General features: G+C 59.1%; 16 protein-coding genes and 2 pseudogenes. 11 read left to right on the plus strand and 7 right to left on the minus strand.

The window, feature by feature from the left end; all coding sequences use genetic code 11:
- Positions 1-140 precede the first annotated feature (140 nt).
- Positions 141-866, plus strand: a complete 726-nt coding sequence (locus J1D76_RS02290; RefSeq protein WP_421136836.1) for an intradiol ring-cleavage dioxygenase — start codon at positions 141-143, stop codon at positions 864-866.
- Between the two features lie 2 nt (positions 867-868).
- Here the strand turns inward: J1D76_RS02290 and J1D76_RS02295 are convergent, their stop codons facing one another.
- Both J1D76_RS02295 and J1D76_RS02300 read right to left on the minus strand, forming a co-directional pair.
- Entirely contained in the window at positions 869-2,050 is a 1,182-nt protein-coding gene (locus J1D76_RS02295) for an aminotransferase class V-fold PLP-dependent enzyme (RefSeq protein ID WP_421136837.1), read from the minus strand.
- A gap of 18 nt (positions 2,051-2,068) precedes the next feature.
- Positions 2,069-2,305 carry a DUF3820 family protein gene (locus tag J1D76_RS02300; protein WP_421136838.1) on the minus strand — a complete coding sequence of 79 codons (237 nt, stop codon included), beginning with the start codon at positions 2,303-2,305 and terminating at the stop codon, positions 2,069-2,071.
- 204 nt (positions 2,306-2,509) lie between these two features.
- Here J1D76_RS02300 and J1D76_RS02305 point away from each other — a divergent pair, with 204 nt between their 5' ends.
- Entirely contained in the window at positions 2,510-2,977 is a 468-nt protein-coding gene (locus J1D76_RS02305; RefSeq protein ID WP_421136839.1) for a ferritin-like domain-containing protein, read from the plus strand.
- Positions 2,978-3,100: 123 nt separating this feature from the next.
- On the opposite strand, the gene J1D76_RS02310 is transcribed toward J1D76_RS02305, so the two are convergent.
- Positions 3,101-3,571, minus strand: coding sequence for a MaoC family dehydratase (locus tag J1D76_RS02310; RefSeq protein ID WP_421136840.1), 471 nt, complete (start codon positions 3,569-3,571; stop codon positions 3,101-3,103).
- A 42-nt stretch (positions 3,572-3,613) separates the two neighbouring features.
- Positions 3,614-4,558 (minus strand): lysophospholipase, encoded by a 945-nt coding sequence (locus J1D76_RS02315; RefSeq protein ID WP_421136841.1) that lies wholly within the window; start codon positions 4,556-4,558, stop codon positions 3,614-3,616.
- Positions 4,559-4,797: 239 nt separating this feature from the next.
- Between J1D76_RS02315 and fadD2 the strand changes: the two genes are divergently transcribed.
- Both fadD2 and fadD1 read left to right on the plus strand, forming a co-directional pair.
- Positions 4,798-6,486: a long-chain-fatty-acid--CoA ligase FadD2 gene (gene fadD2, locus J1D76_RS02320; RefSeq protein ID WP_421136842.1), complete on the plus strand. Its 1,689-nt coding sequence runs from the start codon at positions 4,798-4,800 to the stop codon at positions 6,484-6,486.
- A gap of 390 nt (positions 6,487-6,876) precedes the next feature.
- The gene (fadD1, locus tag J1D76_RS02325; RefSeq protein ID WP_421136843.1) at positions 6,877-8,577 is read left to right on the plus strand and encodes a long-chain-fatty-acid--CoA ligase FadD1; all 1,701 of its coding nucleotides are present in this window, start codon (positions 6,877-6,879) and stop codon (positions 8,575-8,577) included.
- A 212-nt stretch (positions 8,578-8,789) separates the two neighbouring features.
- On the opposite strand, the gene J1D76_RS02330 is transcribed toward fadD1, so the two are convergent.
- Positions 8,790-9,167 (minus strand): hypothetical protein, encoded by a 378-nt coding sequence (locus J1D76_RS02330; protein ID WP_421136844.1) that lies wholly within the window; start codon positions 9,165-9,167, stop codon positions 8,790-8,792.
- A gap of 203 nt (positions 9,168-9,370) precedes the next feature.
- Between J1D76_RS02330 and J1D76_RS02335 the strand changes: the two genes are divergently transcribed.
- The 3 genes from J1D76_RS02335 to def all read left to right on the plus strand — a co-directional run bounded on the left by J1D76_RS02335 (position 9,371) and on the right by def (position 11,237).
- Positions 9,371-9,562, plus strand: a complete 192-nt coding sequence (locus J1D76_RS02335; protein ID WP_421136845.1) for a CsbD family protein — start codon at positions 9,371-9,373, stop codon at positions 9,560-9,562.
- Positions 9,563-9,738: 176 nt separating this feature from the next.
- Complete coding sequence (locus tag J1D76_RS02340; protein WP_421136846.1) at positions 9,739-10,695, plus strand: YihY/virulence factor BrkB family protein; 957 nt, start codon at positions 9,739-9,741, stop codon at positions 10,693-10,695.
- Between the two features lie 2 nt (positions 10,696-10,697).
- Positions 10,698-11,237, plus strand: a complete 540-nt coding sequence (gene def, locus J1D76_RS02345) for a peptide deformylase (protein WP_421136847.1) — start codon at positions 10,698-10,700, stop codon at positions 11,235-11,237.
- Positions 11,238-11,354: 117 nt separating this feature from the next.
- Here the strand turns inward: def and J1D76_RS02350 are convergent, their stop codons facing one another.
- The gene (locus J1D76_RS02350; RefSeq protein ID WP_421136848.1) at positions 11,355-11,768 is read right to left on the minus strand and encodes a GNAT family N-acetyltransferase; all 414 of its coding nucleotides are present in this window, start codon (positions 11,766-11,768) and stop codon (positions 11,355-11,357) included.
- Positions 11,769-12,097: 329 nt separating this feature from the next.
- Between J1D76_RS02350 and J1D76_RS02355 the strand changes: the two genes are divergently transcribed.
- Positions 12,098-13,039 carry a fatty acid desaturase gene (locus J1D76_RS02355; protein WP_421136849.1) on the plus strand — a complete coding sequence of 314 codons (942 nt, stop codon included), beginning with the start codon at positions 12,098-12,100 and terminating at the stop codon, positions 13,037-13,039.
- A 139-nt stretch (positions 13,040-13,178) separates the two neighbouring features.
- Positions 13,179-13,286: pseudogene (locus J1D76_RS02360) on the plus strand (phosphate ABC transporter substrate-binding protein); the annotation flags it as partial.
- On the opposite strand, the gene gstA reads toward J1D76_RS02360, so the two are convergent.
- Positions 13,273-13,875, minus strand: a complete 603-nt coding sequence (gstA, locus tag J1D76_RS02365) for a glutathione transferase GstA (RefSeq protein WP_421136850.1) — start codon at positions 13,873-13,875, stop codon at positions 13,273-13,275. The pseudogene J1D76_RS02360 and the gene gstA overlap by 14 nt on opposite strands.
- Positions 13,876-13,974: 99 nt before the next feature.
- Between gstA and J1D76_RS02370 the strand changes: the two genes are divergently transcribed.
- A complete protein-coding gene (locus tag J1D76_RS02370) occupies positions 13,975-14,847 on the plus strand; it encodes a LysR family transcriptional regulator (protein WP_421136851.1) in 873 nt (290 codons plus the stop codon).
- A 415-nt stretch (positions 14,848-15,262) separates the two neighbouring features.
- Positions 15,263-16,036 (plus strand): annotated as a pseudogene (locus tag J1D76_RS02375) (PAS domain-containing protein); the annotation flags it as partial.
- Between the last annotated feature and the right edge of the window lie 61 nt (positions 16,037-16,097).

The following is a 16,097-nucleotide window of genomic DNA, read 5'->3' on the forward strand; positions in this document are numbered from 1 at the left end:
GCCTGGCTCGACCCCTGACACACCGTTTTCGCGAGCAAGCTTGCTCCTGCAGGAATGAGGACATCATGCGATACATAGTTACCGCATAACGAAAACCGGCCAGTGCTAGCCTGCGTTCATCTTATGGAAGAGAGAACGTCATGGACGCCAACACCTCAGATGTACCTGCCAACCCGGTCTACCTGCTGTCCCCCGAGCAAATTGCCGGCCCGTATTTCCGTAACCCCAAGCTGATCCGCCGAAACATCAGCGAAGGCGCCGACGGCATTCCGCTGGTGCTGCGCCTGGTCATCGTCGATGCGATGACTGGCGAACCGGTCCCCGACGCACTGGTGGATATCTGGCACTGCAATGCACGGGGGGCTTATTCCGGCTGGAGCAAGATCAACCCGGACGTCGAGGTCGACAGCGGTGACATCGGCGCCGTGCCGCGAACCGACGACGACACCTACCTGCGCGGTGGGCAGTTCAGCGACAAGGCGGGGATCGTGCGCTTCACCACGATCTATCCGGGCTTTTATGCCGGCCGTGCCTTGCACATTCACGTGGCCGTGCGTATCACCGCCGGCAACAACTACCAGCAAGAGCGGCATGTCGCCTGGGTCGGGCAGCTTTACCTGCCTGAGGTGGCCTCGCGCTCGGTGCTCTGCACCCGAGCGTACGGCGGTCGAAGCGTGCCGGCCCTGAGCAACGACCGGGACTTTTTCTATACCACCATGGGCGGTGAAGCCTCGACCCTGAGCGTGCATACGCTGGGGCGGGATTCGGCTGACGACGGCTTTTTCGGGCAGATGACGATCGGCATCGACACGTTCGCCGCATCGACGCAGATCAAGCCCGAGGACTTTGACAAGTACACCGTCTGACCTCAGCCCAGTTCGGTCAACGCCCTGACCAGCAGGTCCATGTCAGCCGTCGTGGTGGTCAGCCCCGGCGTGATGCGCACGCACGGGCCGCACGCCGCGCCGTCGCGGGTCACGGTGAACAGGTTGTACTCGTTGAGCAAGCGCTCGACCATGACCTGTTGATCGGCCTGCCGGGTAAAGCGCAAGGACGTGATGCCGCAATACAGGCGTGGATCATCCGGGGTCAGGACTTCAATGCCCGGCAGTTCGCGCGCCGCGACCACCCAACGGTTGCGCAGGTAGTTGAGCCGCGCACCTTTGGCCGCGGCCCCGCCCATCGCCCAATGCTCTTCGAGCACCAGTGGCAGGGTCAGCAACGCCGGGATGTTGGGCGTGCTGTAGGAAGTGCGAGCGCGAATATCGGTGGGCGGGTAATGCATCTCGCCCATGTCCGGGTCGATGTCGGCCAGGCGCTCGGGGGCGATGTAGATGAAGCCAAGGGTCAGCGGCGCGCCGATCCACTTGTGCAGGTTGTAGCCGGCGAACGCGATACCCAGCTCGCTGAGATCGAACTCGAGCTGGCCCAGGGCATGGGCGCCGTCAAGGATGACGTCGATCCCGTGTTCCTTGGCCGCGGCGGCAATCGCCTGGACCGGCATCACCAGGCCCGTGCGGTGGGTGACGTGGGTCAGGGCCATCAACTTGAGCCGCGGATGCCGTGCAAAGGCTTCGCGATAAGTGTTCAGCAGGCTGTCGAAGGTGGCCGGGTGAGCGTGTTCGATCTCGATCACTTCGACACCACGATGGCGGGCCAGCCAGCGCAGGGCGCCTTTGACGGTGTCGTATTCCAGGTCGCACACCAGCACCTGGTCGCCGGGCTGGAGGCGGTTGTAGTTGCGGATCAGCGACTGCAAACCCTCCGATGCGTTGCGGGTCAGGGCGATGCTGGCGGCGGGCACGCCAATCAAACTGGCCAGTTGCGCACGGATCTGCAGGCTGTCGCCCTGTTCGAAGCGCTGACGGACGTACAGCGAATTACTGCGGTTGACCCGTTCGATGTTGCGCTGGTATTCCTCGATAACGGTGCGCGACATGCGGCCGAAGTAACCGTTCTCCAGGTTGATCGGTCCAGGTTCGGTATTGTAGCGGTCGGCAAAAGTTTGCCAGAAAGCTTCATCACGGGCGCGGCGGGTGTTGTCGGGCATGGGCAACTCGGTAGTGATTCAGTGGCGCGGGGCAGGCTTGCGGTGTTTGGCGCGCAGCGGTTCGAGCAAGTCGGATAAACCGTTGTGATCGATTTCTTGCATCAGCGCCAGCAGGCCGCCGAGTTCGCCATGGGGAAAACCTTCGCGGGCAAACCAGTTCAGGTAAGGGCCGGGCAGGTCGGCAATGATGCGCCCCTTGTATTTGCCGAAGGGCATTTCGCGGGTGATCAGCAGTTCGAGCTTTTCAGGATTCATCGAGCGGTCGTCTTGAGTCGGTCAGTCTGGAAAATACAGGCATTCTGCATGCAGGCCAAATGACAGATCATGCAAATAAAACGGATACAGATTTGCTCGTATTTCATAACTTATTGAAAAATAAAGACTAAGTCGGTCATTACTAGCTGGCATGCACGGTGCAATGGTTGTTACACCTTTCATCCACCGCAAGGAATTGAAAAAATGACCGACATGAATAAAGAAGCGATCTCTGTACTCAACGACCTGATTGAAACCAGCAAGGACGGTCAGGAAGGGTTCAAGACTTGCGCTGAAGACATCAAGCACCCAGAACTCAAAACCCTGTTTATCCAGCGTGCTGCCGACTGTGGCACCGCTGCGGCAGAATTGCAGTCAGCCGTGCGCTCCATGGGTGGCGATCCGGAAACCTCCACCAGTGTCAGTGGCGACTTGCACCGCCGTTGGGTCGACGTGAAGTCGATGTTCACCGGCAAGGGCGAGGAAGCCGTGCTCAATGAAGCCGAGCGCGGTGAGGACCATGCGCTCAAGGCTTATCGGGACGCCATGGAGAAGATCAACAAGCACAACCTGGTCGGCATTCGTGACCTGGTTGAACGTCAGTATCACGGCGTGCAACGCAATCACGATCAGGTAAAAGCCCTGCGTAATCAGGCGCGTGCCCGTTCGTAACAGCGGGTAGAAGCAACTGTAGGAGCGAGCTTGCTCGCGATGAGGGCCTGTCATTCAACAGTGATGTTGACTGATCCGGCGCTATCGCGAGCAGGTTCGCTCCTACATTTTTTGCGGCGTAGATCAGCCGATGCTGATGGCCGGCAACTCAGTCAGCGTCACGCTCTGCTGCTTGCGTGGCGCCATGATTTCCGCCTCGCCGTCCACCACCAGCTCATCACGCTGGTTGAACACGCGGGTGGCGATGCGCACGCGGAATTTCGGCAGTTTTTCGAGGATTTCCAGGCGAACGGTCAAGGTGTCGCCGATCTTCACCGGTTTCTGAAAGCTCATCTGCTGGCCGATGTAGATGGTGCCCGGCCCAGGCAATTCACAGGCGACCGCCGCGCTGATCAACGCGCCGCTGAACATGCCGTGGGCAATGCGTTCCTTGAACATGGTGCTGGCGGCGTATTCGGCGTCCAGGTGAACCGGGTTGTGATCGCCTGACATCGCGGCGAACAGCTGGATGTCGCGCTCTTCTACCGTCTTGCTGAAACTGGCGGTCTGGCCGACCTCCAGAGCTTCGTAAGGGGTGTTGGTAACCTGGGTCATCTGTCTCGATTCCTGTGACGAATTAAGTAATTCACAACAAAACTATTCGGATCGGTGCGGCCGCGGCGTGCTCAAGGCCTGTGCGATCCAGTTCAGTACATCGGCGATGATTTCATCGCGGTTGCTCTCGTTGAACAGTTCGTGCCGCGCCTGCGGGTAAACGCTCAATTGCAAGTGCTGGCTGCCGGCCGCGCGCAGTGCGTCAGCCAGATCCTTGAGACGTTTGCCCTCGCTCACCGGATCACATTCACCGCCCATCACCAGCAAGGGCAGGCCCGGGTCAATCTGCGCGAGATTGGACGCTTTGCTGATTTGCTGCAAGCCGCCGAGTAAATCGATCCACAGCTGATTGGTGCAACGGAAGCCGCAGAGCGGGTCGTTGACGTACAGGTCGACCTGCGCCGGATCGCGGCTGAGCCAGTCGAACCGCGTGCGTGCCGGTTTGAATTTTTTGTTGAACGAGCCGAACGACAGCCACTCGATCAAGGCGCTGCGCCCTTTGCGGCCCTGGCGCAGGCGTTCGAAGCGGGCGATTTGCCGCGCCGCGCGATAAAGCGCCACCGGCTGGAAATTCGAGCCGCTGAGAATAGCCCCGTGCAAGCTGGCGCTGTGGTGCAGCAGATAAGCCTGGGCGATGTAGCTGCCCATGCTGTGCCCCAGCAGGATGATCGGCACGCCGGGATATTGCTGGCCGATGTGCTGGTTGAGACTGGCGAGGTCGCTGACGACCTTGCACCAGCCATCGTCGTCGGCAAAATGCCCGAGTGTCCCGTTTTCGGCCGTTTTGCCATGTCCGCGCAGGTCCGGCGCGCAGACCCCATAGCCCTGATCGCAGAACTTTTGCGCCAGCGCTGCATAACGACCGCTGTGTTCGGCCATGCCGTGGGCCAGCAGAATCATCGCCTTGAGGTTGCCCTCGGGAAGCCACTGGTTGACGAAGAGGCGGCTGTGGTCGCTCGTGGTCAGCCAGAAAGTGTCATGGATCATGGCGGTTCCTTTGCACGGGGTCGTTGCATTGTATAGCGCATCCGGTTGCCCGCGACGGATCAGCCCACGCCGAGGCAGGAAGATTCACACGATCAATGACGGGTTTGCGCATATTTGCCTCAATCGCCATAGCTGCTAGTGTCCGTAAAGCTCCGCTTTTCGCTTTCTGCCTTTGAGGGATCAAAGAGAAATGACAGAAAATCGGCCCCGGATAGATTCAGGTAAAGAGGACAAGAACAATGCAACCTGATTTCTGGAATGACAAACGCCCGGCCGGCGTGCCCCTGGATATCGACATGGGGGCCTACAAGTCGGTGATCGAGGTGTTCGAGCGTTCCTGCAAGAAGTTTGCTGACCGCCCCGCGTTCAGCAACATGGGCGTGACCCTGACCTACGCCGAACTGGAACGCCACAGCGCCGCTTTCGCCGGTTATCTGCAAGCCCACACCGACCTGGTGCCGGGGGATCGCATCGCGGTGCAGATGCCCAATGTCCTGCATTACCCGATTGCCGTGTTCGGCGCCTTGCGCGCCGGGCTGGTCGTGGTCAACACCAACCCGCTGTACACCGCGCGGGAGATGCGTCATCAGTTCAAGGACTCCGGTGCCCGGGCGCTGGTGTACCTGAACATGTTCGGGCAGAAAGTCCAGGAAGTGCTGCCCGACACCGACATCCAGTACCTGATCGAAGCGAAGATGGGGGACTTGATGCCGGCCGCCAAGGGCTGGCTGGTCAACACCCTGGTCAGCAAGGTGAAGAAAATGGTCCCCGACTATGCCTTGCCCCAGGCCATCTCCTTCAGGAGCGCCTTGCGCATGGGCCGTGGCCTGGGCATCAAGCCGCTGAAGGTCGGCCTCGATGACATTGCCGTGCTGCAATACACCGGCGGCACCACCGGCCTGGCCAAGGGTGCGATGCTGACCCACGGCAACCTCGTGGCGAATATGCAGCAGGTACGTGCCTGCCTTGAACAGTTCGGCAGTGACGGCCAGCCGTTGTTGCGCGAGGGCCAGGAAGTGATGGTCGCGCCGCTGCCGCTGTACCACATCTATGCGTTCACAGCGAATTGCATGTGCATGATGGTGTCGGGCAATCACAACGTGCTGATCACCAACCCGCGTGACATCGGCGGCTTCATCAAGGAGCTGAAGAACTGGCGGTTCTCGGCGCTGTTGGGGCTCAACACGCTGTTCGTCGCGCTGATGGATCATCCGGACTTCAAGACCCTGGATTTCTCCAGCCTCAAACTCACCAACTCCGGCGGCACCGCACTGGTCAAGGCCACCGCGGAGCGTTGGGAACAGTTGACCGGTTGTCGCATCACCGAAGGCTACGGCCTGACCGAAACCTCGCCGGTGGCCTGCACCAATCCGTACGGCGACCAGTCGCGGCTGGGCACGGTCGGCTTGCCGGTGCCGGGCACCTCGCTGAAGGTCATCAACGATGACGGCGTCGAACAACCCTTGGGGGAACGCGGCGAACTGTGCATCAAGGGCCCGCAAATCATGAAGGGCTACTGGCACAAACCCGAGGCCACCGCCGAGGTGCTGGATGCCGAGGGCTGGTTCAAGTCCGGGGACATTGCGGTGATCGACCCGGACGGTTTTGTGCGTATCGTCGATCGCAAGAAGGACATGATCATCGTCTCGGGCTTCAACGTGTACCCGAACGAAATCGAAGACGTGATGATGGCGCACCCAAAAGTGGCCAACTGTGCCGTCATCGGTGTGCCCGACGAGCGATCGGGGGAGGCGGTGAAGCTGTTCGTGGTGGCCCGTGAGGCCGGGGTCAGCCTTGAAGAGTTGAAGGCTTACTGCAAAGAAAACTTCACGGCCTATAAAGTCCCCAAGCACATCGTGCTGCGTGAGTCGCTGCCGATGACACCGGTGGGCAAGATCCTGCGGCGGGAGTTGCGTGATATCGCTTGATTGGTGAATGGCCGCGCTTTGCGCGGGTCGCTGTAGGAGCGAGCTTGCGCGCGAAGGTCGTGAACGATAACGCGCAAACCAGCTGCCCAGTGGCGGTCTTTGGTTTTTCGCGAGCAAGCTCGCTCCTACATATTCATCTAGGCCCCGTTTTTCGCGGGCTTCAGGGCTTTATAGGTTTTTTGCTCTAAAATGACCGCTTGTCAGTCTTGAGTCACAAATGTGACCGTAGAGGCCGCTTTTGGCTCTAGTCGACCCTTGGCAAAGCTGCTACTCTCGGCGCGCTTTTGTGACTTCTCGGCCTTCTGTCAGCCAGATTCACCAATGACTAAACACCAATAATAATCGCATCAAATGCGGTGCTGAATTCGCGTTGCTGAGGAGTGGGCTTCCATGATCGAAGACTTTTGGAAGGATAAGTACCCAGCTGGGATTGCTGCCGACATCAATCCAGACGAGTATCCGAATATTCAGGCAGTGTTGAAGCAATCCTGCCAACGCTTCGCCAACAAGCCGGCATTCAGCAACCTGGGCAAGACACTCACCTACGGTGAGTTGTATGAACTCTCCGGTGCCTTTGCCGCTTATCTGCAACAGCATACCGACTTGCAGCCCGGCGATCGAATCGCCGTGCAACTGCCCAACGTCTTGCAGTACCCGGTTGCCGTCTTCGGGGCGATTCGCGCCGGGCTGATCGTGGTCAATACCAACCCGCTGTACACCGCGCGGGAAATGGAACACCAATTCAACGACTCCGGTGCCAAGGCCCTGGTCTGCCTGGCCAACATGGCGCATCTGGCGCAAACCGTGGTGCCGAAAACCGGCGTCAAGCACGTGATCGTCACCGAAGTTGCCGACTTACTGCCGCCGCTCAAGCGCCTGCTGGTCAACAGCGTCATCAAGTACGTGAAGAAGATGGTGCCGGCCTATCACTTGCCCAAAGCCGTCAAGTTCAACGACGTGCTGAGCAAAGGCCTGGGCCAGCCGGTGACGGAAGCCAACCCGGCCAGCGGCGATGTCGCGGTGCTGCAATACACCGGCGGCACCACCGGCGTGGCCAAGGGCGCGATGCTGACCCATCGCAACCTGGTGGCGAACATGCTGCAGTGCAAGGCACTGATGGGTTCCAACCTCAATGAAGGTTGTGAAATCCTGATCACGCCGCTGCCGCTGTATCACATCTATGCGTTCACCTTTCATTGCATGGCGATGATGCTGATCGGCAACCACAACATCCTGATCAGCAACCCGCGCGACCTGCCGGCGATGGTCAAGGAACTGTCGAAGTGGAAGTTCAGCGGTTTCGTCGGCCTGAACACGCTGTTCGTGGCCCTGTGCAACAACGAAGGCTTCCGCAGGCTGGATTTCTCGGCGCTGAAGGTCACCCTGTCGGGCGGCATGGCCCTGCAACTGGCCGCCGCCGAACGCTGGAAAGCGGTCACCGGTTGCGCCATCTGCGAAGGCTACGGCATGACCGAAACCAGTCCGGTGGCGACGGTCAACCCGATCCAGAACATCCAGATTGGCACTATTGGCATTCCGGTGCCGTCGACCCTGTGCAAAGTCATCGATGACGCCGGTGTCGAGCAGCCGATGGGCGAAATCGGCGAACTGTGCGTGAAAGGCCCGCAAGTCATGAAGGGCTACTGGCAGCGTCAGGAAGCGACCGATGAAATGCTCGACAGCGAAGGCTGGTTGAAAACCGGTGACATCGCGCTGATCCAGGCAGACGGTTACCTGCGCATTGTCGATCGCAAGAAAGACATGATCCTGGTGTCCGGCTTCAACGTGTACCCGAACGAGCTCGAAGACGTGCTGGCCACGCTGCCGGGTGTGCTGCAATGCGCGGCCATCGGTATTCCGGATGAGAAGTCGGGCGAGGCGATCAAGATTTTCATCGTCGCCAAACCGGGCGTAACCCTGACCAAGGAACAGGTGATGGAGCACATGCGCGCCAACGTCACCGGCTACAAGGTCCCGCGCTCTGTGGAGTTCCGCGATGCGCTGCCGACCACCAATGTCGGCAAGATCCTGCGCCGTGAGTTGCGCGATGAAGAGTTGAAGAAGATCAACGCGAAGAAAGCCGTCGCGTAACCCAACAAAAAGCCCCGCTGATGCGGGGCTTTTTGTTGGCGCAGACTTTGTGGTCAGGGCGGCTTTTGTGGCGAGGGGGCTTGCCCCCGTTGGGCTGCGCAGCGGACCCAAAGCCAGTCACTGAGATATACCTGAAGTACCATGTGCATCTGATTTACGATGCCTGCGCCGCCGAACGGGGGCAAGCCCCCTCACCCCAGGAGTTCTGCGTATTACTGGCGAAACGGCGCAAAATTAACGTTGGTACCCGCCGGGCGCATGTCCTGCAGGAAGGAATCCTTGTCAGCGCTCAGTTCCAGGCTCAATGCCGCCTTGCGCTTGCCTTCGTTGCGCACCACCAGGCCCTCGAGCTTCTCGCGCAGGAACACCGTCGGCACTTTCAGGTGCAGCAATTCGTCGGTGGCCGGCGTGTGCATCAGCAGGTGAATCCACTCGTACTGACCCACGGCCAGGCGCGTCACCGGCAGGTCGAACCACCAGATGTTGCGATTACGGTTCAATTCGGCGAAGTGGCAGTTGTTGATGCCAAGCACAGCGCCGCCAAGTTCCTGGTTTCTGCGGGCAATGGCCTGCTTTTTATCGAGTTTCATAACATTCCTACGGGGTTGGATCTTCAGCGCCATGGCCTGAACGTGTGGCGCATTCTCGGGGGTTGGCCCGCAAACATAAAGCGCAACCTGCACCGGACGATGAAATGTCGGCCTGAAAATAAATGAAACTCCCTGCAAACCCCCTCGGTCAACCTTGTGTAACGACTTTTCCATCGATTGAAAATGTTCACAGGAGAGACACCATGAGCAGCACAGGCGATAAAGTCAAAGGCATGGCTAACGAAGCGGCCGGGAACGTCAAGCAAGGCGTCGGCAAGGCCACCGGTGATGACAAAATGCGCGCCGAAGGCGCGGTGCAGGAAAAGAAAGGCGAGGCCCAGCAAGCCGTCGGCAAGGCCAAGGATGCATTGAAGAAAGGTATCGACAAGGCTTGATCCGGCCTTTGATAAGTGTCAGAAACGGCCATCCACGGATGGCCGTTTTTGTGTCAGCCTGAACTTGCACACTGAAATTGTTTCAAAGTCGCCAAGTGGGCTACCTTGATCAAAGAAAACAGCCCTGAGTCGCCACGACTTCAACCCAAATCCGTATGCGGCGAATGGAGACGCAAATGATTTTCCCGGACATGAGAGGCCTGCCCCTGCACCGTGTGATGATGCGCACGGTCACCGAGTTCGTCGAAGACGAGATGTCGACCTATGCCTCGGCGCTGGCCTATCAAATGCTGTTTTCGCTGTTTCCGTTCATTCTGTTCCTGATCGCCCTGATCGGTTTCCTGCATTTGCCCGACTTCTTCTCCTGGCTGCGCCTGCAATCGGAACTGGTATTGCCGCCCCAGGCGTTGGAGCAGGTCAACCCGGTGATCGACCAGCTTCAGCAGTCCAAGGGTGGCCTGCTCTCGGTGGGTATCGTGATTGCGCTGTATACCGCTTCGGCCGGCGTGCGGCTGATGATGAGCGCGATGAACGCCGCCTACGACGTGGTCGAGGGCCGGCCCGTGTGGAAACGCTTCCCACTGTCGATCATCTACACCGTCGGCATCGCCGGCATGCTGTTGATCGCCGCTGCACTGATGGTGCTCGGCCCGCAAGTGATGAGCTGGATTGCTTCGCAGGTCGGCCTGGAAGATTTCATCGTCACCGTTTGGACCATTGCGCGCTGGCCGGTGATCGTGATCCTGCTGATGATGGCGGTGGCCTGCATATACTACGTCATGCCCGACGTCAAACAGCAGTTCCGCTTCATCACGCCAGGTTCGGTGCTGGCGGTGGTGGTATGGATCATCGCCTCGCTGGGCTTCGGTTTGTACGTCAAGGAGTTCGCCAACTACAACGCCATGTATGGCAGTATCGGCGCGATCATCGTGCTGTTGCTGTACTTCTATATTTCTGCTGCGGTACTGCTGCTCGGCGCCGAGATGAATGCAGTGATCGAGCACATGTCCAACGAAGGCAAGGACCCGGGAGAGAAAGTCCCCGGTGAGCACGGTCCCGGCCACGACGAAAAACACCACGTGTCGGGACTGGGCCGCGATCATTCGCTCAAACCGACCTCTGACGAAGCCTGATCATGATCCGTGACATTCTGAAAATGGGCGATGAGCGCCTGCTGCGCATTGCCCCGCCGGTGTCCGCCGAGATGTTCGACAGCCCTGAGCTATGGCAACTGATCGATGACATGTTCCAGACCATGGAAAGTGTCGGTGGCGTGGGCCTGGCTGCCCCGCAGATCGGCGTCGACCTGCAATTGGTGATCTTCGGTTTCGAGCACAGCGAACGTTACCCGGACGCCGAGGCCGTGCCGCAGACGATCCTGATCAACCCGTTGATCACACAGCTGAGCCCGGTCCTGGAAGAGGGCTTCGAAGGCTGTTTGTCGGTGCCCGGCCTGCGTGGCGCGGTGCAGCGTTACCAGCACATTCGTTACGAAGGCGTCGACCCCAAGGGCGAACCGATTGTGCGCATCGCCTCGGGCTTCCATGCGCGGGTGGTGCAGCACGAATGTGATCACCTGATCGGCCGCCTGTACCCGTCGCGCATTACCGACTTCAGCAAGTTCGGCTTCACCGAAGTGATGTTCCCGGACCTCGACCCCAACGCCGACGAATGAACACTCGCAGTCCTCTGTAGGAGCGAGCCTGCTCGCGATGAGGCCCTGTCAGTCAACATTGTTGGCGACTGATGCGCCGCCATCGCGAGCAGGCTCGCTCCTACAGTTTCAGGGTCGTTATTTCGCTTCCAGCCCCATCGCAATCATCGGCTTGCTGCGCGCATACCGAGTCAAGCGTTCAACCATTGCGTACGGCATCGGCGGATCGAACGTAAAACCGTGAAGCTCATAAAACCCGCGCAAGTCCGGATGGCAGAACAACCACACCGGCAGCTCGCAGTCCTTCACCGCGACAGCGATCAACCCCGCGGCAATCCCCTGGCCGCGACACGCCGGGTCGACAAACAATCCTGTCAGCCAATGCCCGCCGGACACCGGTCGCAAGCACAGCGCGGCGACGATTTCATCGCGTCGTGCGACCCACAGTTGCGCGTCGCGCACGGCTTTCATCGACGACTGATGAGCGCGGTAAAACTTGTTCATCAACGGCCATAACGGTTCGTCGAGCAGGGTGTATCGGGTGTCGGTCATGGTCTTGGGCTGTCGATGGGCAAGGCCTGCGATTATAAAAGAACGTACGCGCCGGGATAGGTGTATACCTGATCTCACATCCCTGTGAGTGGAGTACGCATCATGTCCAAAGGTATGGATTCAAAGAAAGCGGCGAAGAAGAAACCGGCGAAAACCGCCATTGAAAAACGCGCGGACAAGAAGGCCAAGAAGGTCGACGTGTTCGGTCACTGAGCCCGTGTTGATCGATCGCTCCCACGCAAGGTGGGAGCGATTGTCGTAAAAATAATCTGCAGGATTTCCCAAGGCCATTGCACAGAAGGGGATTGGTCCCCGATCTGAGCAACGCCATGCCTCATTACTTTGATGACACCCACCGGGAAGAAATCGACACCCTGCGCCGACGTTTCACCGCACGCACTGAATGGCCGACCTGGCTGCTGCTGATCGGTGTCTACGGCGGCTGGTTTGGCATCGTTTTGAACAGTCATCGATTGGGGGTGTGGTGGAGCACGCTGTTACTGATACCACTGCTGGTGCTGTGGTTATCCGTGCAGCACGAACTGTTGCACGGTCACCCCACACGCTGGGTGCGCCTGAACAAAATCCTGGGTTATGCGCCGTTTGCCGTGTGGTATCCGTACACCTTGTATCGCGACAGCCATTTGCAGCATCACCGCGACGAAGACCTCACCATTCCCGGTCGTGACCCGGAAAGTCGTTACCTGAGTGCCGATCATTGGCAGGGCCGTTCGCTGTTCGAACAGAGCCTGCACTGGCTGAATAAAACCGTGCTCGGCCGCTTTGCCCTGGGTGCACCGCTGGCCTTGCTGGCACTGGCCCATGATGAACTGCAACGCCTCAGAGCGGGCGAGCCGCAGGCCTGGCAGATGTGGTTGAGTCACGGCTTGATGACCGGGTTGATGCTTTGGTTCTTGTCGAATTTCAGTGCGCTACCGGTTTGGCATTACCTGTTTTTGATCAGCGTGCCGGCGCTGTCGATTGCGATGGTTCGCTCCTACTATGAACATCGGCCTCACGCCGCGCCGGAGCAACGTACCGTACTCAATGAAGCGGCCTGGCCGTGGCGCTGGTTGTTCCTGAACCTCAATTTTCATCTGGTGCACCATGATTTGCCGAGCCTGCCCTGGTACGACTTGCCCCGCGTCTACCATGCCCGCCGCGAGCAATGGCTGGCACGCAGCGGCGGGTTTCTGGTGCAAGGTTATGGGCCGTTGTGGCGCCGACATGGCGTGAAAGCCATCGACAGCCCGAGGCATCCGTTTCACTGAGGCAGAGACAACCTTCAAACCCTCTAGGAGCGGGCTTGCCCGCGAAGAGGCTGGCACATCCTGCATCAATGTTGCCAGGCAGGACCCTTTCGCGGGCAAGCCCGCTCCGACAAGGAATACGTTACGCAGGAACATTTTGATGACCCCACGCATCGCCGAACTGCTGATGTACACCGCCCCAGTACCCATCCACCAGGCCAACGAACGCTGGCTGGCGCGAATAATCTCCAGTCTTACGCCAATTCGGCGGCCAACGCCGCCTTCACCGCCGGCCGCTGATCCACCCTCGCTTGAAACCCTGCCAACGCCGGCCACCCATTCAAATCAATCTCAAACAACCTCGCCCAACGCAACACCGTAAACAAGTACGCATCAGCAACACTGAACCCGCCCGCCATCAAAAAATCTTGTCGCTCCAACGTCTGGTTCAACACCGCAAAACGCTTGAACAGCTTCTCCTTGATCAACGTTTTCACTTCATCCGGGAATCGGCTGTTGAACAGCCAACCAAGCCCGCCATGAATCTCCGTCGAAAGGAAGTTCAGGCACTCCTGCAACCGTACCCGCTCGAATGTCCCCTGGGCTGCGGCCAGTTTCGCTTGTGGCTGCAGATCCGCCAGGTATTGCAGGATCGCCGGCCCCTCGGTCAGCAACTCGCCGTTCTCCAGTTGCAAGGCAGCGACGTAACCCTTGGGGTTGATGGCGAGAAAGTCGTCGCCGTCGGCGGTGGTTTTGGTGATGTTGTCGACACGGATCAATTGGAAGGGCAGTTCCAGTTCGCGCAATACGATATGCGCTGCGAGCGAGCAGGCTTGGGGGGCGTAATACAGCTTCATGGGGCGGGCTCTGGTTGTGGGTTTACGCCAGTGTCATAGTGCTCGGCACCCTCGGTAAAATTAATCTTTCAGAAAGCTACCATAAGGAAAGCTACTGCCATGATGAACCTGATGCACTGGCGAATGGTGGTGGCCGTGGCGGACACCGGCAACATCACCCGCGCCGCCGAACGGGTCGGCATGACCCAGTCAGGCGCCAGCCAGGCCTTGGCGCTGATCGAGGAAAGCCTCGGGGTGCAATTGTTCACTCGGGAAAACCGCCAGACATTGCCGACCGCCATCGGCCTGCCGGTTATCGATCAGGCGCGGACCATGCTCGGTGCCCTGGAAGCCATTCGCAGCACCATCGAGGCCGCAAAAGGTATTCAACGCGGGACGATTCGCCTGGCCAGTTTTCCCATGGTACTGGCGACCTTTCTGCCGCCGTTGCTGCGTCAGTTCAACCGGCTCTACCCCGGCATCGAGGTGGTCGCCCTGGAGGTCAGCGATGACGAAGTGGAAACCCTGCTCGGCGCGGGATTGGTGGATGTCGGCGTGGTGCTCAATCCGTCTGCCGAGCGCAAGGCCAGTCCTTTGGGACGCGATGCGTGGATGGCGGTATTGCCCGGCGGCCACCCGCTGGCGCGGCGCTCCCATGAAGAAGGTGTGTCTCTCGCCGAGTTGGCGGCGCAACCCTTTGTATTGGCCACGGGCGGTTGTTCGACCAATGCACGAAGCCTGGCTGCCGATGCGGGCCTGCAACTGCGGGACGTGCGCGTCGAGGTCCGTGAATGGAGCAGTGCGTTCACCCTGGTGCGGGAAAACATCGGCGTGAGCCTGGTGCCGGAAATGACATTGCCGGGTAATCGCCAGGGTTTGCGTGTGGTGCCGGTGTTGCCGAGGATCGAGCGCGAGTTTGCCTTGGTGGTCGCGGCGAACAAACCAACGTCGGCGGCAGTGCAGGTGCTGCTGGACATGCTCGGCGAACGGTAACCCCCCAACCAGTTGCTGAACCGTTTTTGTCCTCAATGCTGGCCGACTAGTGGCCTTGCAAGCCCAAGGTTGCTGTCTATGATCAGTTGTAACTAACCATGTCGGCCGTGATGAGGCGGTCGATGTCTTGGCGAAAGAGTGCGCAATCGAAGGCACCCACACTTGATGACAAGGAGCTTTGCGCTAAATGGAATTTGTTGTGAATCTGTTAGGGCTGGCCTGCGTGCGGGCTATCAAGAGAAGGATGTCTTGATGAGAGTGCCGTTATAGGGACCCTCCGATTGATCATCATTTATCACCTGACAAGTCCTCCTTTTTGGAGGCGTGCGTGTGCCTGTTCCACGGAACGTAGTGGTGGATTTGAAAGACCTGCAACTTTCATCAATCAAAAAACCGCGCTTAAGGTGATACAACCATGTTCAACCTACATCACAAGGCTGACCTGCTGGAAATCGAACGATTCAGCTGTGCGCTGACCGAGGCCAACGCCAAGTTGGCGGCGATCAGTCGTTCGATGGCGATGATCGAGTTCACCCCGGACGGCATCGTCATTGATGCCAACGAAAACTTTTGCAGCACCATGGGTTACAGCGCCGATGAAGTGCACGGCAAGCATCACCGGATTTTTTGTGAAGAGCAGTTTTATCGCAGCGACGACTACACCAGGTTGTGGCGTGACCTGGCGCGGGGCGAGCCGCTGAGCGGGACCTTCCTGCGCTTGCACAAAAGCGGCCGGGAGATCTGGCTCGAAGCGAGCTATATGCCGGTGCTGGGCCCCGACCGGCAAGTCAAGAGCGTGATCAAGGTCGCCACCGACATCACCGCCAAGGTCAACAAGGAACATGAAAACGAAAGCCGTCTCGCAGCCATCGGCCGCTCCATGGCGGTGATCGAGTTCACGCCCGAGGGCAAGGTCATCAGTGCCAACGAGAACTTCCTGAAAACCATGCAGTACTCGCTCAACGAAGTGGTGGGGCAGCATCACAGCCTGTTCTGCCACCGTGCCGAAGCCGAATCTCAGAATTACCGCAATTTCTGGGCATCGCTCAATCGTGGTGAATATCACTCCCATCGTTTCGAGCGCCGGAACAAACAGGGCCAGACCATCTTCCTCGAAGCCTCGTACAACCCGTTGTTCGACGCCAAGGGCAGGCTCTACAAAGTGGTCAAGTTCGCCAGCGATATCACCCATCAGATGACCACCCTGCAAACCGCCGCTGAAGCGGCCCACAGCACCTCGGTGCAAAATG

Source organism: Pseudomonas sp. NFX15, assembly GCF_049132105.1.
In the GTDB taxonomy this organism is placed as follows: Bacteria; Pseudomonadota; Gammaproteobacteria; order Pseudomonadales; family Pseudomonadaceae; genus Aquipseudomonas.

Coding starts and splice junctions, on each gene's coding strand:
- J1D76_RS02290 (WP_421136836.1), top strand. CDS start 141: ATGGACGCCAACACCTCAGATGTACCTGCCAACCCGGTCTACCTGCTG.
- J1D76_RS02295 (WP_421136837.1), bottom strand. CDS start 2,050: ATGCCCGACAACACCCGCCGCGCCCGTGATGAAGCTTTCTGGCAAACT.
- J1D76_RS02300 (WP_421136838.1), bottom strand. CDS start 2,305: ATGAATCCTGAAAAGCTCGAACTGCTGATCACCCGCGAAATGCCCTTC.
- def (WP_421136847.1), top strand. CDS start 10,698: ATGATCCGTGACATTCTGAAAATGGGCGATGAGCGCCTGCTGCGCATT.
- J1D76_RS02310 (WP_421136840.1), bottom strand. CDS start 3,571: ATGACCCAGGTTACCAACACCCCTTACGAAGCTCTGGAGGTCGGCCAG.
- J1D76_RS02335 (WP_421136845.1), top strand. CDS start 9,371: ATGAGCAGCACAGGCGATAAAGTCAAAGGCATGGCTAACGAAGCGGCC.
- J1D76_RS02305 (WP_421136839.1), top strand. CDS start 2,510: ATGACCGACATGAATAAAGAAGCGATCTCTGTACTCAACGACCTGATT.
- fadD2 (WP_421136842.1), top strand. CDS start 4,798: ATGCAACCTGATTTCTGGAATGACAAACGCCCGGCCGGCGTGCCCCTG.
- gstA (WP_421136850.1), bottom strand. CDS start 13,875: ATGAAGCTGTATTACGCCCCCCAAGCCTGCTCGCTCGCAGCGCATATC.
- J1D76_RS02340 (WP_421136846.1), top strand. CDS start 9,739: ATGATTTTCCCGGACATGAGAGGCCTGCCCCTGCACCGTGTGATGATG.
- J1D76_RS02350 (WP_421136848.1), bottom strand. CDS start 11,768: ATGACCGACACCCGATACACCCTGCTCGACGAACCGTTATGGCCGTTG.
- J1D76_RS02330 (WP_421136844.1), bottom strand. CDS start 9,167: ATGAAACTCGATAAAAAGCAGGCCATTGCCCGCAGAAACCAGGAACTT.
- J1D76_RS02315 (WP_421136841.1), bottom strand. CDS start 4,558: ATGATCCATGACACTTTCTGGCTGACCACGAGCGACCACAGCCGCCTC.
- J1D76_RS02355 (WP_421136849.1), top strand. CDS start 12,098: ATGCCTCATTACTTTGATGACACCCACCGGGAAGAAATCGACACCCTG.
- fadD1 (WP_421136843.1), top strand. CDS start 6,877: ATGATCGAAGACTTTTGGAAGGATAAGTACCCAGCTGGGATTGCTGCC.
- J1D76_RS02370 (WP_421136851.1), top strand. CDS start 13,975: ATGATGAACCTGATGCACTGGCGAATGGTGGTGGCCGTGGCGGACACC.